The sequence below is a fragment of the Herbaspirillum sp. GW821-FHT09A12 genome (genome assembly GCF_059418325.1).
On record NZ_JBWKPR010000002.1, the window covers coordinates 692795 to 708931 of the forward strand.

At 62.8% G+C, this 16137-nt stretch carries 16 protein-coding genes; 8 read left to right on the forward strand and 8 right to left on the reverse strand.

Going from position 1 to position 16137, the window contains the following annotated elements; genetic code table 11:
• Window positions 1-7: 7 nt before the first annotated feature.
• Both AC07N6_RS08155 and AC07N6_RS08160 read right to left on the reverse strand, forming a co-directional pair.
• Window positions 8-949: a LysR substrate-binding domain-containing protein gene (locus AC07N6_RS08155; RefSeq protein ID WP_494779811.1), complete on the reverse strand. Its 942-nt coding sequence runs from the start codon at window positions 947-949 to the stop codon at window positions 8-10.
• 97 nt (window positions 950-1046) lie between these two features.
• On the reverse strand, window positions 1047-1886 hold the full coding sequence (locus AC07N6_RS08160) for a FadR/GntR family transcriptional regulator (protein ID WP_494779812.1): 840 nt from the start codon (window positions 1884-1886) through the stop codon (window positions 1047-1049).
• 357 nt (window positions 1887-2243) lie between these two features.
• Here AC07N6_RS08160 and AC07N6_RS08165 point away from each other — a divergent pair, with 357 nt between their 5' ends.
• Both AC07N6_RS08165 and AC07N6_RS08170 read left to right on the forward strand, forming a co-directional pair.
• The gene (locus tag AC07N6_RS08165) at window positions 2244-3677 is read left to right on the forward strand and encodes an aldehyde dehydrogenase family protein (protein WP_494779813.1); all 1434 of its coding nucleotides are present in this window, start codon (window positions 2244-2246) and stop codon (window positions 3675-3677) included.
• A gap of 46 nt (window positions 3678-3723) precedes the next feature.
• On the forward strand, window positions 3724-4482 hold the full coding sequence (locus AC07N6_RS08170; protein WP_494779814.1) for an SDR family oxidoreductase: 759 nt from the start codon (window positions 3724-3726) through the stop codon (window positions 4480-4482).
• Window positions 4483-4615: 133 nt separating this feature from the next.
• On the opposite strand, the gene AC07N6_RS08175 is transcribed toward AC07N6_RS08170, so the two are convergent.
• Window positions 4616-5932 carry a CitMHS family transporter gene (locus tag AC07N6_RS08175; RefSeq protein WP_494779815.1) on the reverse strand — a complete coding sequence of 439 codons (1317 nt, stop codon included), beginning with the start codon at window positions 5930-5932 and terminating at the stop codon, window positions 4616-4618.
• A gap of 596 nt (window positions 5933-6528) precedes the next feature.
• Between AC07N6_RS08175 and AC07N6_RS08180 the strand changes: the two genes are divergently transcribed.
• Window positions 6529-7833: an MFS transporter gene (locus AC07N6_RS08180; RefSeq protein ID WP_494779816.1), complete on the forward strand. Its 1305-nt coding sequence runs from the start codon at window positions 6529-6531 to the stop codon at window positions 7831-7833.
• A 67-nt stretch (window positions 7834-7900) separates the two neighbouring features.
• On the opposite strand, the gene AC07N6_RS08185 is transcribed toward AC07N6_RS08180, so the two are convergent.
• The 5 genes from AC07N6_RS08185 to AC07N6_RS08205 form a co-directional block, all read right to left on the reverse strand.
• On the reverse strand, window positions 7901-8212 hold the full coding sequence (locus tag AC07N6_RS08185; protein WP_494779817.1) for a hypothetical protein: 312 nt from the start codon (window positions 8210-8212) through the stop codon (window positions 7901-7903).
• Window positions 8213-8314: 102 nt separating this feature from the next.
• Window positions 8315-9025, reverse strand: coding sequence for an ABC transporter ATP-binding protein (locus AC07N6_RS08190; RefSeq protein WP_494779818.1), 711 nt, complete (start codon window positions 9023-9025; stop codon window positions 8315-8317).
• Window positions 9018-9782, reverse strand: coding sequence for an ABC transporter ATP-binding protein (locus AC07N6_RS08195; RefSeq protein WP_494779819.1), 765 nt, complete (start codon window positions 9780-9782; stop codon window positions 9018-9020). The genes AC07N6_RS08190 and AC07N6_RS08195 overlap by 8 nt, the downstream gene beginning before the upstream one ends.
• Window positions 9779-11074 (reverse strand): branched-chain amino acid ABC transporter permease, encoded by a 1296-nt coding sequence (locus AC07N6_RS08200; RefSeq protein ID WP_494779820.1) that lies wholly within the window; start codon window positions 11072-11074, stop codon window positions 9779-9781. The genes AC07N6_RS08195 and AC07N6_RS08200 overlap by 4 nt, the downstream gene beginning before the upstream one ends.
• Before the next feature lie 4 nt (window positions 11075-11078).
• The gene (locus AC07N6_RS08205) at window positions 11079-12026 is read right to left on the reverse strand and encodes a branched-chain amino acid ABC transporter permease (RefSeq protein WP_494779821.1); all 948 of its coding nucleotides are present in this window, start codon (window positions 12024-12026) and stop codon (window positions 11079-11081) included.
• A 165-nt stretch (window positions 12027-12191) separates the two neighbouring features.
• Here AC07N6_RS08205 and AC07N6_RS08210 point away from each other — a divergent pair, with 165 nt between their 5' ends.
• From AC07N6_RS08210 to AC07N6_RS08230, 5 genes are all read left to right on the forward strand, one after another.
• Window positions 12192-13679 carry a protein adenylyltransferase SelO gene (locus tag AC07N6_RS08210; RefSeq protein WP_494779822.1) on the forward strand — a complete coding sequence of 496 codons (1488 nt, stop codon included), beginning with the start codon at window positions 12192-12194 and terminating at the stop codon, window positions 13677-13679.
• A gap of 52 nt (window positions 13680-13731) precedes the next feature.
• Window positions 13732-14127 (forward strand): peptide-methionine (R)-S-oxide reductase MsrB, encoded by a 396-nt coding sequence (gene msrB / locus AC07N6_RS08215; protein WP_494779823.1) that lies wholly within the window; start codon window positions 13732-13734, stop codon window positions 14125-14127.
• Window positions 14128-14178: 51 nt separating this feature from the next.
• Window positions 14179-14799 (forward strand): septation protein A, encoded by a 621-nt coding sequence (locus AC07N6_RS08220; RefSeq protein WP_494779824.1) that lies wholly within the window; start codon window positions 14179-14181, stop codon window positions 14797-14799.
• Entirely contained in the window at window positions 14796-15080 is a 285-nt protein-coding gene (locus tag AC07N6_RS08225) for a BolA family protein (RefSeq protein WP_494779825.1), read from the forward strand. Before AC07N6_RS08220 ends, AC07N6_RS08225 begins: the two co-directional genes overlap by 4 nt.
• 83 nt (window positions 15081-15163) lie before the next feature.
• Complete coding sequence (locus AC07N6_RS08230; RefSeq protein WP_494779826.1) at window positions 15164-15940, forward strand: peptidylprolyl isomerase; 777 nt, start codon at window positions 15164-15166, stop codon at window positions 15938-15940.
• The last annotated feature ends 197 nt before the right edge of the window (window positions 15941-16137 follow it).

Sequence of the window (16137 nt, forward strand, 5' to 3'; positions counted from 1 at the left end):
TGATGACTTATTCCCGCTTCAGCAACTCAGTATGCCCCCATTTTCCGGAGCGGCACAATTCGTCGGTCACATCGAGCACCAGTTGCTCGACCGCGGCGGCGGCATTGGTCAGGGGGATGTTCTTGGAGGCGCACAAGGCCAGCGTGCGCGAGATTTTTTCCCCGGCGATGGAATGCGCCACCATTTCCCCGCGCTCGATGTCCGCCAGCAGCGGCGCCACCGGCAGGATGGTGGCGCCGATATCGGCCAGGATGGCCGATTTCAGGATCGCCACCGAATTGATCTCGATCACGTTCTCCAGCGCCATGCCTTTGGAGCGCACCAGGTTCTCGATGCGCGGCCGCACGCCATGCGCCAGCCCCGGCAGGATCAGCGGCGCCTCGATCGCCTTGGCCAGTTGCACCCCGCGGCGTCCGGCCACGCCATAACGCGACTTGGCGCGGGTGATGTACATCATCTCTTCCTCGATCATCGGGGTGGTGGCGAAGGAAGACAGCTGGCCGTCGTCGAACAGCACCGCCAGGTTGATGCGGCCGGACTTCAACTGGGTGATCAGGTTGCCGGTCAGCTCCTCGGTCAGCTGCAGCGTGATCTCGGGATAGGTGGAGCGCACCGCATTGAGCAGCGGCAGCGCCAGCGCGTTGGAGACGCTTTGCGGAATCCCCAGCGCCACCGTGCCGGAGGGCTTGTCGGTCGATTGCGCCACGGCCTGCTTGGCGTCCTGGATCTGTTTCAGGATCGCCAGCGCATGTTCATAAAACACCTTGCCGGCGTCGGTGGCGATCACCCCCTGGGCCGAACGGTGCAGCAATTGCGCTTCCATCTCGTCTTCCAGCTGGCGGATCTGCTGGGTCAGGGCCGGCTGCGCGATATGCAGCACGCGCGCGGCGCGCGAGAGGGAGCCGTGGTCGACGATGGCGACGAAATACCGCAGTTGACGCAATTCCATTCGGGAAAATCCAGTGATTCGTTCTTGATTGTCTTGCGCCGGCAGGCGCTTTATTTGTCAATTTACCTGACAACATGGCTTGATGCAGCCTCTGGCGCTACATCCCCGGCCGGCTGTTGAACATGCGCGTGCGGGCATTTTCAATATGGCCGCGCATGGCGCGCCGGGCGCCTTCGGCATCCTGCTCGCGGATCAGGTTGAAGATGTGGCGGTGTTCGTCCATCGCATCCTGCGAACGCGTCCATGGCGGGATATGCATCAGGTGGCGCAGCATGTTCACGGCGTGGCTGACATCGTATTCCAGCGTCTTCATCACCTGCACGAAGCGCACATTGGCGGTGGCCATGGCGATCGCCTCATGGAAGGCGAAGTCGAAATGGTGGGCGATGCCGCCCACGGCATTGGCCTGTTCGAAACCTTCCAGCAGGCGCTCCATCTTGTCCAGGTCTTGCGCATTGCGGCGCAGCGCGGCCATGTAGGCGCACTCCGGCTCGATCACCAGGCGCAGCTCCAGGCCGTTCATGATGTGGCCGATGCGGGTCTCGGGCTCGGCATCCTGCGGCGTCGCCGCCAGGCCCGGCTTTTCCTTCACATAGGTGCCGGAGCCACGGATCGACTCGACCAGCTGGTCTTCGCGCAAACGGTCCAGCGCCTGCCGCACCACCGGGCGCGAGACATCGAACAGCGTGGCCAGGTCATTTTCCGCAGGCAGCTTGCTGCCGACCGCGATGCGGCCTTCGACGATGGCGTGGAACAGCGTCTCGTAGATGCGTTCGGCGAAGCGTTCCGGACGTACCGGGCCGAGGCCGGCCGCAGTCAGCGTCAGGATTTCCGGCGAAGCGCCGGCGCCACGCGCCACGTTCTTCAAATTGACAACTTTGGCCGATACCTCGCCGCTTGCCGCATCGGGGCGGCGCGGCTGGCTGGACTTCGACATATCGTCCCTCCCCGCTTGGAACCCGTTCCACAATGAAACGGGTGCTTCATCTGTCGCACGAGGGGCATGGTAGCGGATTTGCCGCGGATGCAGATAGTTTTTGCCGAAGCTGACGTGCATTAAATAAGTAAAATAAATTGACAGCTTTTAAGACCTGCCTTAGATTGAGCACCCATAAACCGCGCCGCCATTGCCAAGCATCACCCAGCCTTGCAGCGGACGCCACATAACGACAGGAGACCACGTCCCATCGGGTTCGCGCATATCGTGCATATCGTGCATATCGCGCCGGCCTGCCCTGCCGTTTCGCCTTGCCTCAGCACCTGCCCAGGACTCAACCGAAAGGACGCATCGCCCATGAAACAGCACTTCATCGACAACCGCTGGGTCGCCCCCGCTTCCGGAGAAAGCATTCCCGTCATCGATCCCTCCGACGGCCAGGTCTTCGACGCCATCGCACGCGGCAACGAGGCCGACATCGAGCGCGCCGTCAAGGCCGCGCGCCGCGCCTACGAAGGCGCCTGGAGCAAGCTGTCGGCCGCCGAACGCGGCCGCCTGCTGATGAAATTGTCGATCAAGCTGCAGGAGCACCAGGAAGAGCTGGCCCAGCTGGAAGGCCGAGACTGCGGCAAGCCGATGAAGCAGGCGCGCGCCGATGCGGCCGCCATCGTGCGCTATTTCGAGTTCTACGCCGGCGCGGCCGACAAGCTGCATGGCGACACCATCCCCTACCAGGCCGGCTACACCGTGCTGACGCTGCGCGAGCCGCATGGCGTGACCGCGCATATCGTGCCCTGGAACTATCCGATGCAGATCTTCGGCCGCTGCGTGGGCGGCGCGCTGGCCGCGGGCAACACCTGCGTGGTCAAGCCGGCCGAAGACGCCTGCCTGTCCATCCTGCGCGTGGCCGAACTGGCGGCCGAAGTCGGTTTCCCGGAAGGCGCGCTCAACATCGTCACCGGCTATGGCCATGAGGCCGGCGATGTGCTGGTCCGGCATCCCGACATCGACCATGTGTCCTTCACCGGCTCGCCGAATATCGGCAAGGTGGTGGTGCGCGCCGCCGCCGAGCACCATACGCCGGTGACGCTGGAACTGGGCGGCAAGTCGCCGCAGGTGGTGTTCGACGACGCCGATATCGACGCCATGCTGCCGGTGGTGGTCAACGCCATCGTGCAAAACGCCGGACAGACCTGCTCCGCCGGCAGCCGCTTGCTGGTGCAGCGCGGCGCCTATGAGAAAGTGCTGGATCGCCTGGGCCAGCTGTTTTCCAAGTTGCGCGTGGGCTCCTCGCAGATGGATCTGGATTGCGGCCCGCTGATCCGCAAGACGCAGCAGGAACGCGTGGCCGGTTTCCTGTCCGACGCCCGCAGCGACAAGATCGCCATCGTCGCCCAAGGCAGTATCGATCCCAAGTCGCCCGCTTCCGGCTTCTACCAGGCGCCCACGCTGCTGCGCGACGTGCCGCCGCAGCACCGCCTGGCGCAGGAGGAAGTGTTCGGGCCGGTGTTGGCTGCCATGCCTTTCGACGACGAAGCCGAGGCGATCCGCCTGGCCAACGGCACCGACTACGGCCTGGTGGCCAGCGTCTGGACCAATGACGGCGCACGCCAGTTGCGCATGGCGCGCGCCATCCGCAGCGGCCAGGTATTCATCAACAACTACGGCGCCGGCGGCGGCGTCGAACTGCCCTTCGGCGGCGTCAAGGCCAGCGGCCACGGACGCGAGAAAGGTTTCGAAGCCCTGTACGGCTTCACCGTATTGAAAACCATCGCGATCCGCCACGGCTGAGCCGCGAGCATTGCACGATAAATCAATGAATCAACCAGGAGACAACATGCGTTTGCAAGACAAAGTGGCCATCGTGACCGGCGGCGGTTCGGGATTCGGCGAAGGCATCGCCAAGACTTACGCCCGCGAAGGCGCATCGGTGGTGGTGGCCGACATCGGCGAGGCCGGCGGCCTGCGCGTGGTGGAAGAAATCAGGCAAGCCGGCGGGCGCGCCGTCTTCGTCAAGGCCGACGTGTCGAAGGCGGCCGACATGGATCGCCTGCTGGCGGCCGCCCTGGAGCACTACGGCGCCATGCACATCATGGTCAACAACGCCGGCACCACGCACCGCAACCGGCCCATGCTGGAAGTGGAAGAAGCCGAGTTCGACCGCGTCTACGCGGTCAACGTCAAGAGCATCTTCCTGTCAGCCAAGACCTTCGTGCCGCATTTCCGCAAGGTGGGCGGCGGCGTGTTCATCAACATCGCCTCCACCGCCGGCATCCGTCCGCGCCCGGGCCTGACCTGGTACAACGGCAGCAAGGGCGCGGTCATCACCACCAGCAAGTCGATGGCCGCCGAACTGGGCCCGGACAACATCCGCGTGAATTGCGTCAACCCGGTGATCTCGGCCACCGGCCTGCTGTCGGAATTCATGGGCGTACCCGACACCCCGGAAAACCGCAAGAAGTTCGTAGCCACGATCCCGATGGGCCGTTTCTCGACCCCGCAGGACATCGCCAATGCCTGCCTCTACCTGGGCTCGGACGAGGCCGGGTTCGTCACCGGCGTGTGCGTCGAAGTCGACGGCGGCCGTTGCGTGTAAGCGCCTGCCCACGCCCTTCGACACTCGGCGGGCATCTCTGCACTGCGAGCAAAAAAAACGCCCGATACGGTGTATCGGGCGTTTTGTTGCAATCAAGCCTGTCCATCCATTGAGGACTGGACGGGCGATAAGGCTATAGCGGAATCACGCCAAGCAGCATGGCGATGCCAAGCAAGCAGAGCGAGAGGCCCCACATCCAAAACAGCGAATAGCGGATATGTTTGCCCATTTCCAGATTGGCCAAGCCGAGGGCTAACCAAAGCGCGGGAGAGAATGGACTGATGAAGGTGCCGACCACATTGCCGATCACCAGCGCATAGACGGTGACGGCCGGTTCCACCCCGTGCATGGAAACAATCTGCATGACAATCGGAAGCAAGCCGAAATAATAGGCATCGGTACTCAGTATCAACTCCATCGGAAGACCGAAGATGCCGAGAATGATATGCAGATGGGGAACCATGCTGGCTGGCAATATCGTCACGAGATCGGCTGCAATCGATTTCAGCATGCCGGTGCCATCCATCATGCCAAGGAAAGAGCCGGCGGCCAGAATAATGGCGCCCATCATCAATGCATTGGGGGCATGCGCCTTGAAACGCTCCATCTGCATGGGAAGCGATGGGTAATTGACCAGCAGCGCCACCGATAACCCGATCATGAATATATAGGCGGACGGCAAAATCCCTATCACCAGCGCACCCAATACGCTCAAGAAGATCAAGGCATTGAGCCAAAGGAGTTTAGGACGCAAAAGCGCTTCTTCCGCGCTGGAAAGCTGATCATGCTCCTCAATATGCTGCTCGCTGCCGGCATGGCCCGCAGACAGCCCCTGGGCCGAAATACGGCGTGTCTCCCTGATCCCCAGGACAACCGCCAGCAATACCAGAAGGACCACGCCCGTAAGCTGCACGGCGATTATCGGACGCCATAACATACTGACGTCGATTCCCGTTACCGCCGCCGCCCGCCCCAATGGCCCGGCCCACGGCAGCATATTGAGTATGCCGGCCCCAAGCGCCAGCACCATCAACATGAGATAGGGGCTCATTCTCAGTTTTTTGTAAAGAGGCAGAAGCGCCGGGATCGTTAACAAAAACGTCGTCGCGCCAGCGCCGTCGAGATGCGCCAGCATGCCCAATAACGCCGTGCCCACCGTCACCGCGATCACGTTGCCCTTGGTGATGGTCAGCATCCATTTGATCAGCGGCCTGAACAGGCCGACGTCCTGCATGATTCCAAAAAAAGTGATCGCGAAGATGAACATCGCGGCCACTTGTATCACTTTACTCAGCCCCTGCGTGAAAAAGACCCCGAGTTCGGCCGGACCGAAGCCCGCCAATATGGCGCCAAGCAGCGGGAACAGAATCAAGCCGATGATCGGCGCCCCCTTTCCCGTCAACAAGAAAACCACAACAGAGAAAATGGTTAGCATCCCTAGTAGGGTCATCAATGTATGCCTCCGTCTTTTTGATATTTCATCAGTTAATGTTCTGTGCGTTCGACTCCGGATTGGCGACGCGAATACTTATCGGCCGGCGCCGGTGATCAGGCACTGGCCGTGCCCCTTTTCCAAAAGAATCGAACGGGATTTGAGCGCTACGGGAAAAACGCAAACTATTTGCGGCAGCATCATTTCCCCGTGAATGCTTGCCGCCGAAAGAATGCCTTATCTTTGTATCTTTCGACGATCTGACGCAAAGGAACTCCGAACTCTTGTATTTGACTCGTATGTGCTTTCGTACATTTTTGAATCCAAGCGATCCGAGCCCCCCATCCCGCCGCTGCCGCTCAAAAAACATCGAATGATTGGCAAGGCATCCCGCGAGTTAATATATTAATTGTTTTATCAGGCCCTGGCGCATCTTCTCGCTATCTACATATCGCTGGCTACCTGGCGGCATATATTGACAACCGCACCGCCGCCACTACAATGCTGGGCACCCGCTGACTGAAGCGACGCTGCGCAAGTCATATGGCCGGATGTGGCTGGATGGCGCAGACAGACAACTATAAAAATTCCGCGCACACTTTTTGGAGTGAGACATGACCTACAACGCAGGCCTGAGCGCCTCGTCCGGCGGCGCCTTTGAAGATGCCACCTATGCCAAAGTCACCTGGCGGCTGCTGCCGCTGCTGTTCCTGTGCTATGTGGCCTCTTACCTGGATCGCGTCAACGTCGGCTTCGCCAAGCTGCAGATGCTGTCCGACCTGAAGTTCAGCGAAACCGTCTACGGCCTGGGCGCCGGCATCTTCTTCATCGGCTACTTCATCTTCGAAGTCCCCAGCAACATGATCCTGCACAAGGTGGGCGCCCGTTTGTGGATCGCCCGCATCATGATCACCTGGGGCATCATCTCGGGCGCGATGGCGTATGTCACCACGCCGGAAATGTTCTACATCATGCGCTTCCTGCTGGGCGTGGCCGAAGCCGGCTTCTTCCCCGGCGTGATCCTGTACCTGACCTACTGGTATCCGGCCGAGCGGCGCGGCAAGATCACCGCGCTGTTCATGACCGGCATCGCCTTGTCGGGCGTGATCGGCGGCCCGCTGTCGGGCTGGATCATGCACTCCATGCCGGGCATCTGGGGCCATACCGGCTGGCAATGGATGTTCATCCTGGAAGCCATCCCTTCGCTGGTCCTGGGCGTGCTGGTCATCCTCTACATGAAAGACCGCATCCGCGACGCGCATTGGCTCACCGAGGACGAAAAGGCCCTGCTGGAGAGCAATATCCGCAAGGAAGACAGCCAGAAAGAACACCTCTCGCTGTCGGCCATGTTCACCAACGGCCGTGTCTGGCTGGGCGCGCTGATCTACTTCTGCTTCGTGATGGGCCTGTATGGCGTGAGCTTCTGGCTGCCGACCATCATCAAGACCACCGGCGTCACCGATCCGCTCAATGTCGGCCTGCTGACTGCGATTCCCTACGCCTTCGCCGCCGTCGCCATGGTGCTGATCGGTCGCAGCGCCGATGCCCGCCGCGAGCGCCGCTGGCACGTCGCGATTCCCGCCTTCCTGGGCTGCGTGGGCCTGCTGGCCTCGACCGTGTACGACCACAACACCACGATGGCGATGGCCTCGCTGACGCTGGCCAGCATCGGTATCCTGGCCACCCTGCCGCTGTTCTGGAGCCTGCCGACGGCCTTCCTGTCGGGCACCGCGGCGGCCGCCGGCATCGCGCTGATCAATTCGCTGGGCAACCTGGCGGGTTTCGTCAGCCCGTTCCTGGTGGGCTGGCTCAAGGACGCCACCCAGAGCACCAACGCCGGCATGTACGTGCTGGCGGCCTCGCTGGTGATCGGTGGTTTGCTGACATTGACCTTGCCGGCCAGGCTGGTGAACAAGTAATACGCCGGCGCGCTTCCGGCGACAATGAAAACGGCGGCTCTTTCGGGAGCCGCCGTTTTTGCATGGCTTACTGCTTGTTCTGTGTATTCTGCTTGTTCTGCTTATTTTGTATTTCCTGCGGCGCCAGCAATTGACGCATGGCCAGCCGCACCGCATCCGCATGCGTGGCTTGCGGATGCCGCCGTTTCTGTTCTTCGACCAGAAGATCGACATGGGCGCGCTCGCCGTGGCACAACTCGGTCATGCGCGCAGTCAGTTCCAGATAGCCTTCGGGGTCATGCAGTTGCCGTCCCGCGCGCGCCACATGGCGCAGCCAGGCGCGGTCTGCCGCATAGACGGCGAGGACGCCGGTCGCAAGAAACAGTATCCAGTTGAGCATGGGCGGGATCCCTGGCAAGAGGAACGCCGATTGTGTACGCCCCCTGGCCGGCGAGCCATCGGCGCCATCCGAGAAAATCGACTATTCGTGGCGCAATCCCAGTCAGACCGACAGCCAATCGCGTTGCACCGTGGCATCGGCCAGCAATTGCGCAGGCGTGCCGTGGAACACAACCTCGCCACGCCCCATCACATAGACGCGCTGGGAGATATCCAGCGCGATCGCCTGTTTCTGTTCGATCAGCAGCACCGCCACGCCGCGTTCGCGCAATTCCTGCAGGTAGCGCGCCACCTGCTCCACCATCTGCGGCGACAAGCCTTCGGTCGGCTCGTCGATCAGGATCAGCCTGGGATTGCCCATCAATGCGCGCGCCAGCGACAACATCTGCTGCTCGCCGCCCGATAAGGCGCCGGCTGCCACCGTACGCCGCTTGTGCAGCGACGGGAACATGGCGTACATGTCATCGAAGCGCCAGCCATCGTCCGGTTGTTTCCCGCTTTTCTTGCCCAGCAGCAGGTTCTGCTCCACCGTCAAGGTGGGAAAGACGTCGCGGCTTTCCGGCACATAGGCGATGCCCCGATGGGCGATGTCATACGTCGGCAAACCGGCGATATCCGCGCCGCCAAAGCGCACCATGCCCTCGCTGCGCACCTGCCCGACCAGGGCCTTGAGCAAGGTCGAGCGGCCCGCGCCGTTACGCCCCAGCACGCTGACGATCTCGCCCGCGCCGACCTCCAGGCTGACGCCTTGCAGCACATGGCTCTGGCCGTACCAGGCGTGCAGATCATTCACTTCCAGCAAGGGGCTAGACATGGCGGCTCCGGTCCAGGTAAAGGCGCTGCACCTCGGGATTGGCGCGGATGCTGCGCGCATCGTCGCAGGCGATCACGCGGCCGTTGTCCATGACCGCGATGCGGTCGGCCAGGTTGAACACCACCTCCATGTCATGCTCCACCATCAGCAAGGTCTTGCCGACGCTGACTGCGCGGATCAACGCCACCATCGCTTCGGCCTCGGCGCGATTCATGCCGGCGGTCGGCTCATCCAGCAGGATCACCGAGGCATCGGCGGCGATGGTGACCGCCACTTCCAGCGCGCGCTGGTCGGCATAGCTGAGCTCGCCGGCGGGCACATGCGCGCGCTGGCCCAGGCCGACCTGCTCCAGCACCGCGCTGGCGCGCTCGGCGGCATCGCGCAGGCGGCCAATGCGGCGCCAGAAGGCGTAGCGGTAGCCGAGTTTCCACAAGACGGCGCAGCGCACGTTTTCAAAGGCCGACAAGCGCGGGAACAGGCTCGATATCTGGAAACTGCGCGCCAGCCCCATGCGGTTGATCTGTTGCGGCGCCAGGCGCGTGATGTCGGCGCCATGCAGCAGGATGCTGCCGCCATCGGCGCTATAACGCCCCGAAACCAGGTTGAACAGGCTGGATTTGCCGGCGCCGTTGGGGCCGATCAGCGCGCAGCGTTCGCCTGTACGCAATTGCAGGTCGACGCCGGCGATGACTTCGGTACCGTCAAAGGCCTTGCGCACGCCGCGCAGTTCGAGCGCATGGCCGCTACTGCTACTCATGCCGCCTCCCGCCGTTGCGCCTGTTCGGAAGACTCCACCCGCTTCCATGTGGCACGCCAGGCCGCCAGCCATGGCCGGCGCAGGCGCACAATCGCACCGACGCCGACCAGCACCATCGCCGCAGCCAACAGCCAGGCCGAAGCCGCATGGACATCGATGCTGAAGCCGAACAACACCACCGGCGCCACGCCGCTGCCGCTGTCGCTGCTAATATTGGCCAGGCTGCCCAGGCTCAGTTGGTAAAGCATTTCGGTAGCGAGGACGATGCCCGCCAGCGCCAGCAAACCGGACAATGCCAGCGCCGCCAGCAAGCGCGCCAAGGCGGCATCCAGGGCCCGCGCCCGCATGGCGCGAACGAGGTTGTCCACCAGTTTGGCCAGGCCGCCGGGCAACGCCATCACGATCAGGATGAAGAACGCGCCAAGGTAGAACTGCCAGGCCTGGGTATAAGCCGACAGCAGCGAGGCGAACAGCACCCCGACCACGCCGCCGATGATGGGGCCGTAGAAGAAACCGGCGCCGCCGATGAAGGTGAACAGCAAGATGGAGCCGGAACGCAGCGCCCCCACGTATTCGGCGCTGACGATCTCGAAATTGATGGCCGACAGCCCGCCCGAGACGCCGGCGAAGAAGGCCGACAGGATCAGCGCCAGGTAGCGCACGCGCTGCGGATCGTAGCCGATGAAGGCGGCACGCTCGGGGTTGTCGCGCACGGCATTGAGGATGCGGCCCAGCGGCGTGTGCTTCAAGGCATGGATGGCGACGGCGCATACCAGCAGCCAGCCGGCGATCAGGTAATACACCTGGAGCTGCGGGCCGTAGCTGATGCCCAGCACCGGCTCGCCCGCCACCCGGTTGCCGGAAATGCCGCCCTCGCCGCCGAACAGGTCGGGAAACATCAGGGCGCAGGCCGATACCAGCTCGACCAGCCCCAGCGTGATCATCGAAAAGGTGGTGCCGGCGCGGCGCGTGGTCAGGTAACCGAAGACCACGCCGCACAGCGCGCCGACCAGGCCGCCGGCCAAGGGCACCAGCGTGATCGGGAAAGGCAGGCTGCCGTCGCCGATGCGGTTCATCAGGTGGATGGCGCCGAACGCCCCAAGCCCCGAATACACCGCATGGCCGAACGACAGCATCCCGCCCTCGCCCAGCAGCATGTTGTATGAGAGGCAGAGCAGCACCATGGTGCCCATCTGCGACAGCAGCGACAGCGCCGCGCTTTGCGGGAACGCCAGCGGCGCGGCCAGCAGCGCCAGCGCGAAGCACAGCCAGGGGAGCCAGGAACGATTCATCGCTTCACCCTTCCCGCTTGCCCATCAGGCCCTTGGGGCGCACGATCAGCATCGCCACCAGCAGCAGGTACGGCAGGATCGGCGCGACCTGCGCCAGCGTCAGCCGCAGCACCGGCGCCAGCGGCCCCGCCGACGGCACGCCCAGGCCCAGCGCCCCCAGCATGCCGGCCAGCGAGTAATCGAGCGCCACGGCGAAGGTCTGCATCATGCCGATCAGGATGGAGGTGATGAAAGCGCCGGCCAGGGAGCCCAGCCCGCCCACCACCACCACCACGAAAATGATGCTGCCCACCGCCGCCGCCATGCCGGGTTCGGTGACGAAGGCATTGCCGCCGATCACCCCGGCCAGCGCCGCCAGCGCGCAGCCGCCGCCGAACACCAGCATGAACACGCGCGGCACGTTGTGGCCGAGCGCTTCGGCCATCTGCGGATGGGTCAGCGCGGCCTGGATGGTCAAGCCGATGCGGGTATGCCGCAGCAGCAGCCAGATGGCCAGCAGCATGAGCCCGGCCACCAGCAGCATGAAGCCGCGATAGACCGGGAACGAGGTCGAATACAGCGTGAACAGCGTGCCGTCCAGCCCGGCCGGGATGCGGTACGGCACCGGCGAGCGGCCCCACACCAGTTGCACCAGCTCCACCACCAGGTAGGACAGGCCAAAGGTGAACAGCAACTCCGGCACATGGCCGTAGCGGTGCACGATGCGCAAGCCGTAATGCTCGACCAGGGCGCCGGCCAGGCCGACCAGCACGGGCGCGATGAACAGCGCCGGCCAGAAGCCGAGCACGCTGGAGATCGAATAGGCCACATAGGCGCCCAGCATGTAGAAGCTGGCGTGGGCGAAGTTGGGCACGCCCATCATGCTGTAGATCAGCGTCAGCCCGGAGGACAGCATGAACAGCAGGAAGCCGTAGCCCAAACCGTTCAGGAAGGTGATCAGTGCGAATTCCAAGGATGCCTTTGCAGCGCAGTACGGAAATTGCCTTCCCGCAATCGCGGCAAGGCTCAAAAGTAGCGCGATCCTATGGGATTAGCGGTTCTCTGTCAAAATGACGGATTACGTGCGGATGCCTCGCCACGCGCTTGCGATCGGCGCCGACAGCACCATTTACCTGCCATGACCACCATTCCAGACGCCACGGCGCCCCTGCCGACCTTTGGCAACCGCTTCGCCGACTTGCCGCCGGCCTTTTACACGCGCTTGCAGCCGACCCCGCTGCCGGCCCCCTATCTGGTCGGTTTCAGCGACGCAGCGGCCGCCGCCATCGGCATGGACCGCGCCATGACCGGCGATCCCGCTTTCCTGGACGTATTCACCGGCAACCGCATCGCCGACGGTTCGCAGCCGCTGGCGGCGGTGTACTCCGGGCACCAGTTCGGCGTATGGGCCGGGCAATTGGGCGACGGCCGCGCGATCTCGCTGGGCGATGTGCCCGCCGCCGACGGCCGCGGCCGCATCGAGCTGCAATTGAAGGGCGCCGGCCAGACGCCCTATTCGCGCATGGGCGATGGCCGCGCCGTGCTGCGCTCGTCGATCCGCGAATTCCTTTGCTCCGAAGCCATGGCCGCGCTGGGCATCCCGACCACGCGCGCGCTGGTGGTGACCGGTTCCGACCAGCGCGTCATGCGCGAGACCGCCGAAACCGCCTCGGTGGTCACGCGCATGGCGCCTAGTTTCATCCGCTTCGGCTCGTTCGAGCATTGGTACTACAACCAGCGCTTCGACGACCTGAAAGTGCTGGCCGACGCCGTGCTGGCGCAGTTCTATCCTGAATTGCTGCAGCAAGAGAACCCCTACAAGGCGCTGCTGACGGAAGTCACCCGCCGCACCGCCGAGCTGATGGCGCAATGGCAGGCGGTCGGCTTCATGCATGGCGTGATGAATACCGACAACATGTCGATCCTGGGCCTGACGCTGGATTACGGCCCGTTCGGCTTCATGGAAGCGTTCGATGCGCGCCATATCTGCAACCATACCGACCAGCAGGGGCGCTACTCCTACCAGATGCAGCCGCGCATCGGCCAGTGGAACTGCTTCGCGCTGGGCCAGGCCATGCTGCCGCTGGTGGGCAGCGTGGAAGACACCGAAGCCGCGCTGGCCGGCTATGAAGCGACATTCGAAGCCAGGCAGGATGCGCTGCTGCACACCAAGCTGGGCTTGAAGAGCTTCCAGCCCGATGACGACAAGCTGATCGACGCCATGTTCGCCATCTTGCAGAACAGCCATGTCGATTTCACGCTGTTCTTCCGCCGCCTGGGCGAGTTGCAGGTCGACAACCCGGCCGCCGATGAGCCGTTGCGCGACCTGATCATCGACCGTCCCGCCTTCGACGCCTGGGCCGCGCAATACCGCCAGCGCCTGCGCGCCGAAAACAGCGACGATGCCGGCCGCCGGCTTGCAATGCACGCGGTCAACCCCAAATACGTGCTGCGCAATTACCTGGCCCAGGTCGCCATCGACCGGGCGCAGCAAAAGGATTTCTCGGAAGTGGAAAAACTGCAGGCCATCCTGCGCCGCCCGTTCGACGAGCAGCCCGAGCACGACAAGTACGCCGACCTGCCGCCGGGCTGGGCCAGCCATCTGGAAGTGAGCTGCTCCTCCTGAAAACCATTACACTTCCGGCAACGCCATCGCATCAGCATTACAGGAGCCAGACATGACCAAACGCGTAGAAAAGACCGAAGCCCAATGGCGCGAGCAACTTGAACCGATCGAATACCAGGTGGCCCGCGAGGCCGCCACCGAGCGCGCCTTCACCGGCCGCTACTGGGATCACCACGAGGCCGGCACCTATACCTGCGTCTGCTGCGACACGCCGCTGTTCACCTCGGACGCCAAGTTCGACTCCGGCTGCGGCTGGCCCAGCTACTTCGAACCCATCGATGCCGCCAACGTGCGTGAAAAAATCGACCGCAGTTATGGCATGATTCGCACCGAGATCATCTGCAACGTCTGCGACGCCCACCTGGGCCACGTCTTTCCCGACGGCCCGCCGCCGACCGGGCTGCGCTATTGCATCAACTCGGCGTCGCTGCGCTTCGATCCGGCCTGATGCCGCGATGATCGCTCCCGATTAATTTATTTTCGAGAAGAAGTCCGCACAATGAAGTTTCTGTTCGACCTGTTCCCCATCATCCTGTTTTTCGGCGTGTTCAAGTGGGCCGAAGGCCATCCCTCGGCCGCGCAGGAACTGGTAATGCAATACCTGGGCGGCGCCATGTCCAGCGGCGCGGTCACCGCGGCGCAGGCGCCCATCCTGCTGTCGACGGCGGTGGCGATCCTCGCTTCGCTGGCGCAAATTGCCTGGCTGCTGCTGCGCCGGCGCAAGATCGACGGCATGCTGTGGGTGTCGCTGGCGATCATCGTCGTCTTCGGCGGCGCCACCATCTATTTCCGCGATGACACGTTCATCAAATGGAAACCGACCATCCTGTACTGGTGCTTCGGCGTGGCGCTGCTGTTCTCGCAGCTGTTCTTGAAGAAGAACCTGATCCGTATGATGATGGAAAAGCAGGTCAGCCTGCCGGAGTCCATCTGGCCCCGCCTGAACCTGGCCTGGATCGTGTTTTTCGCCGCCATGGGCGCGCTCAACCTGTATATCGCGTTCAACTACCCGCTCGATACCTGGGTGAACTTCAAGATGTTCGGCAGCATGGGGTTGATGTTCGTCTTCATCATCGGCCAGAGCCTGTTCCTGTCGAAGTACATGAAAGACGCCGAATGAGCGCCGCCGACACGCGGCCCGAACGCATCCGCGAACGTCTGATTGCAACTTTCTCGCCCAGCCAGTGTCTGGTCGAGGACGAGTCCGCCCTGCATGCCGGTCATGCGGGCGCGGCCTCAGGCGGAGGTCATTACAGGGTCCGCCTCGTCTCCAACTTGTTTGAAGGTAAAAATAGGGTTAATCGCCATCGGCTGGTGTATGATTGCCTGTCCGACCTGATGCAGCAAGAGATCCACGCGTTGGCCATTGTGGCGCTCACCCCATCAGAGGCAACCGACTGAAATCAAGAACAAAGAACAGACGCCACCCCTTCCTGTTTTCATCTCCATTTTGATCTACTCCTTTATTTTTTTAGGATGCAATAATGACATTTAAACCTGCTCGTCTGCTGGTTCTGCTGTTTGCAATCGCTTCGATCCCGGCTGTCGCTCAAAACCTGGCTGTCGTGAACGGCAAGGCTATCCCCTCCTCCCGCGCCGACCTGATGGTCAAGCAAATGACCTCCCAAGGCCAGCCCGACAGCCCGCAACTGCGCGGCGCCATCAAGGAAGAGCTGATCAATCGCGAAATCCTGATGCAGGAAGCCGACAAGCAAGGCCTGTCCACCAGCCAGGACGTCAAGAACCAGCTGGAACTGGCGCGCCAGTCGATCGTGATCCGCGCCCTGATCGCCGATTACCTGAAGAAGAACCCGGTGTCGGACGCCGACATCAAGGCTGAATACGACAAGTTCAAGGCCCAGGCCGGCGACAAGGAATACCATGCCCGCCACATCCTGGTGGACAAGGAAGAAGACGCCAAGGCCATCATCGCCAAACTGAAAGCCGGCACCAAGTTTGAAGACCTGGCCAAGCAGTCCAAGGACACCGGCTCGGCTGCCAACGGCGGCGACCTGGACTGGGCAACCCCGGCTTCCTTCGTCAAGCCGTTCTCCGACGCCATGGTCGCCCTGAAGAAGGGTGAAGTCACCCAGACTCCGGTGCAGACCCAGTTCGGCTGGCACGTGATCCAGCTGGAAGACGTGCGTCCGGCCAAGGTGCCGACCCTGGACGAAGTCAAGCCGCAAATCGCCGAAGCCCTGCAGCAGAAGAAGCTGCAGGCTTACCAGGAAGAGCTGCGCAAGAAAGCCAAGGTGCAGTAACCGCCCGGCTTTACGGCGGCCATCGCTGGCTGCCGCAGCGGCATCCGACAAACCCGGTCAAGGTCTCCTTGCCGGGTTTGTTGTTTTACAGGCATGATCTTTTGCGCGACTCGCGCCGTCGGACGTTGCAATGTCCTGATGCCATCCTCTTGCGCGGCATTCCGGTCACTTTGCATGCACTGTCGCATTCAAACGAT

Bases quoted from the DNA above. Each gene is read 5' to 3' on its own strand.
- AC07N6_RS08210 (WP_494779822.1), top strand. From the start codon at position 12,192: ATGACCACCATTCCAGACGCCACGGCGCCCCTGCCGACCTTTGGCAAC.
- AC07N6_RS08175 (WP_494779815.1), bottom strand. From the start codon at position 5,932: ATGACCCTACTAGGGATGCTAACCATTTTCTCTGTTGTGGTTTTCTTG.
- AC07N6_RS08230 (WP_494779826.1), top strand. From the start codon at position 15,164: ATGACATTTAAACCTGCTCGTCTGCTGGTTCTGCTGTTTGCAATCGCT.
- AC07N6_RS08185 (WP_494779817.1), bottom strand. From the start codon at position 8,212: ATGCTCAACTGGATACTGTTTCTTGCGACCGGCGTCCTCGCCGTCTAT.
- AC07N6_RS08190 (WP_494779818.1), bottom strand. From the start codon at position 9,025: ATGTCTAGCCCCTTGCTGGAAGTGAATGATCTGCACGCCTGGTACGGC.
- AC07N6_RS08220 (WP_494779824.1), top strand. From the start codon at position 14,179: ATGAAGTTTCTGTTCGACCTGTTCCCCATCATCCTGTTTTTCGGCGTG.
- AC07N6_RS08195 (WP_494779819.1), bottom strand. From the start codon at position 9,782: ATGAGTAGCAGTAGCGGCCATGCGCTCGAACTGCGCGGCGTGCGCAAG.
- AC07N6_RS08200 (WP_494779820.1), bottom strand. From the start codon at position 11,074: ATGAATCGTTCCTGGCTCCCCTGGCTGTGCTTCGCGCTGGCGCTGCTG.
- AC07N6_RS08165 (WP_494779813.1), top strand. From the start codon at position 2,244: ATGAAACAGCACTTCATCGACAACCGCTGGGTCGCCCCCGCTTCCGGA.
- msrB (WP_494779823.1), top strand. From the start codon at position 13,732: ATGACCAAACGCGTAGAAAAGACCGAAGCCCAATGGCGCGAGCAACTT.
- AC07N6_RS08225 (WP_494779825.1), top strand. From the start codon at position 14,796: ATGAGCGCCGCCGACACGCGGCCCGAACGCATCCGCGAACGTCTGATT.
- AC07N6_RS08155 (WP_494779811.1), bottom strand. From the start codon at position 949: ATGGAATTGCGTCAACTGCGGTATTTCGTCGCCATCGTCGACCACGGC.
- AC07N6_RS08160 (WP_494779812.1), bottom strand. From the start codon at position 1,886: ATGTCGAAGTCCAGCCAGCCGCGCCGCCCCGATGCGGCAAGCGGCGAG.
- AC07N6_RS08170 (WP_494779814.1), top strand. From the start codon at position 3,724: ATGCGTTTGCAAGACAAAGTGGCCATCGTGACCGGCGGCGGTTCGGGA.
- AC07N6_RS08180 (WP_494779816.1), top strand. From the start codon at position 6,529: ATGACCTACAACGCAGGCCTGAGCGCCTCGTCCGGCGGCGCCTTTGAA.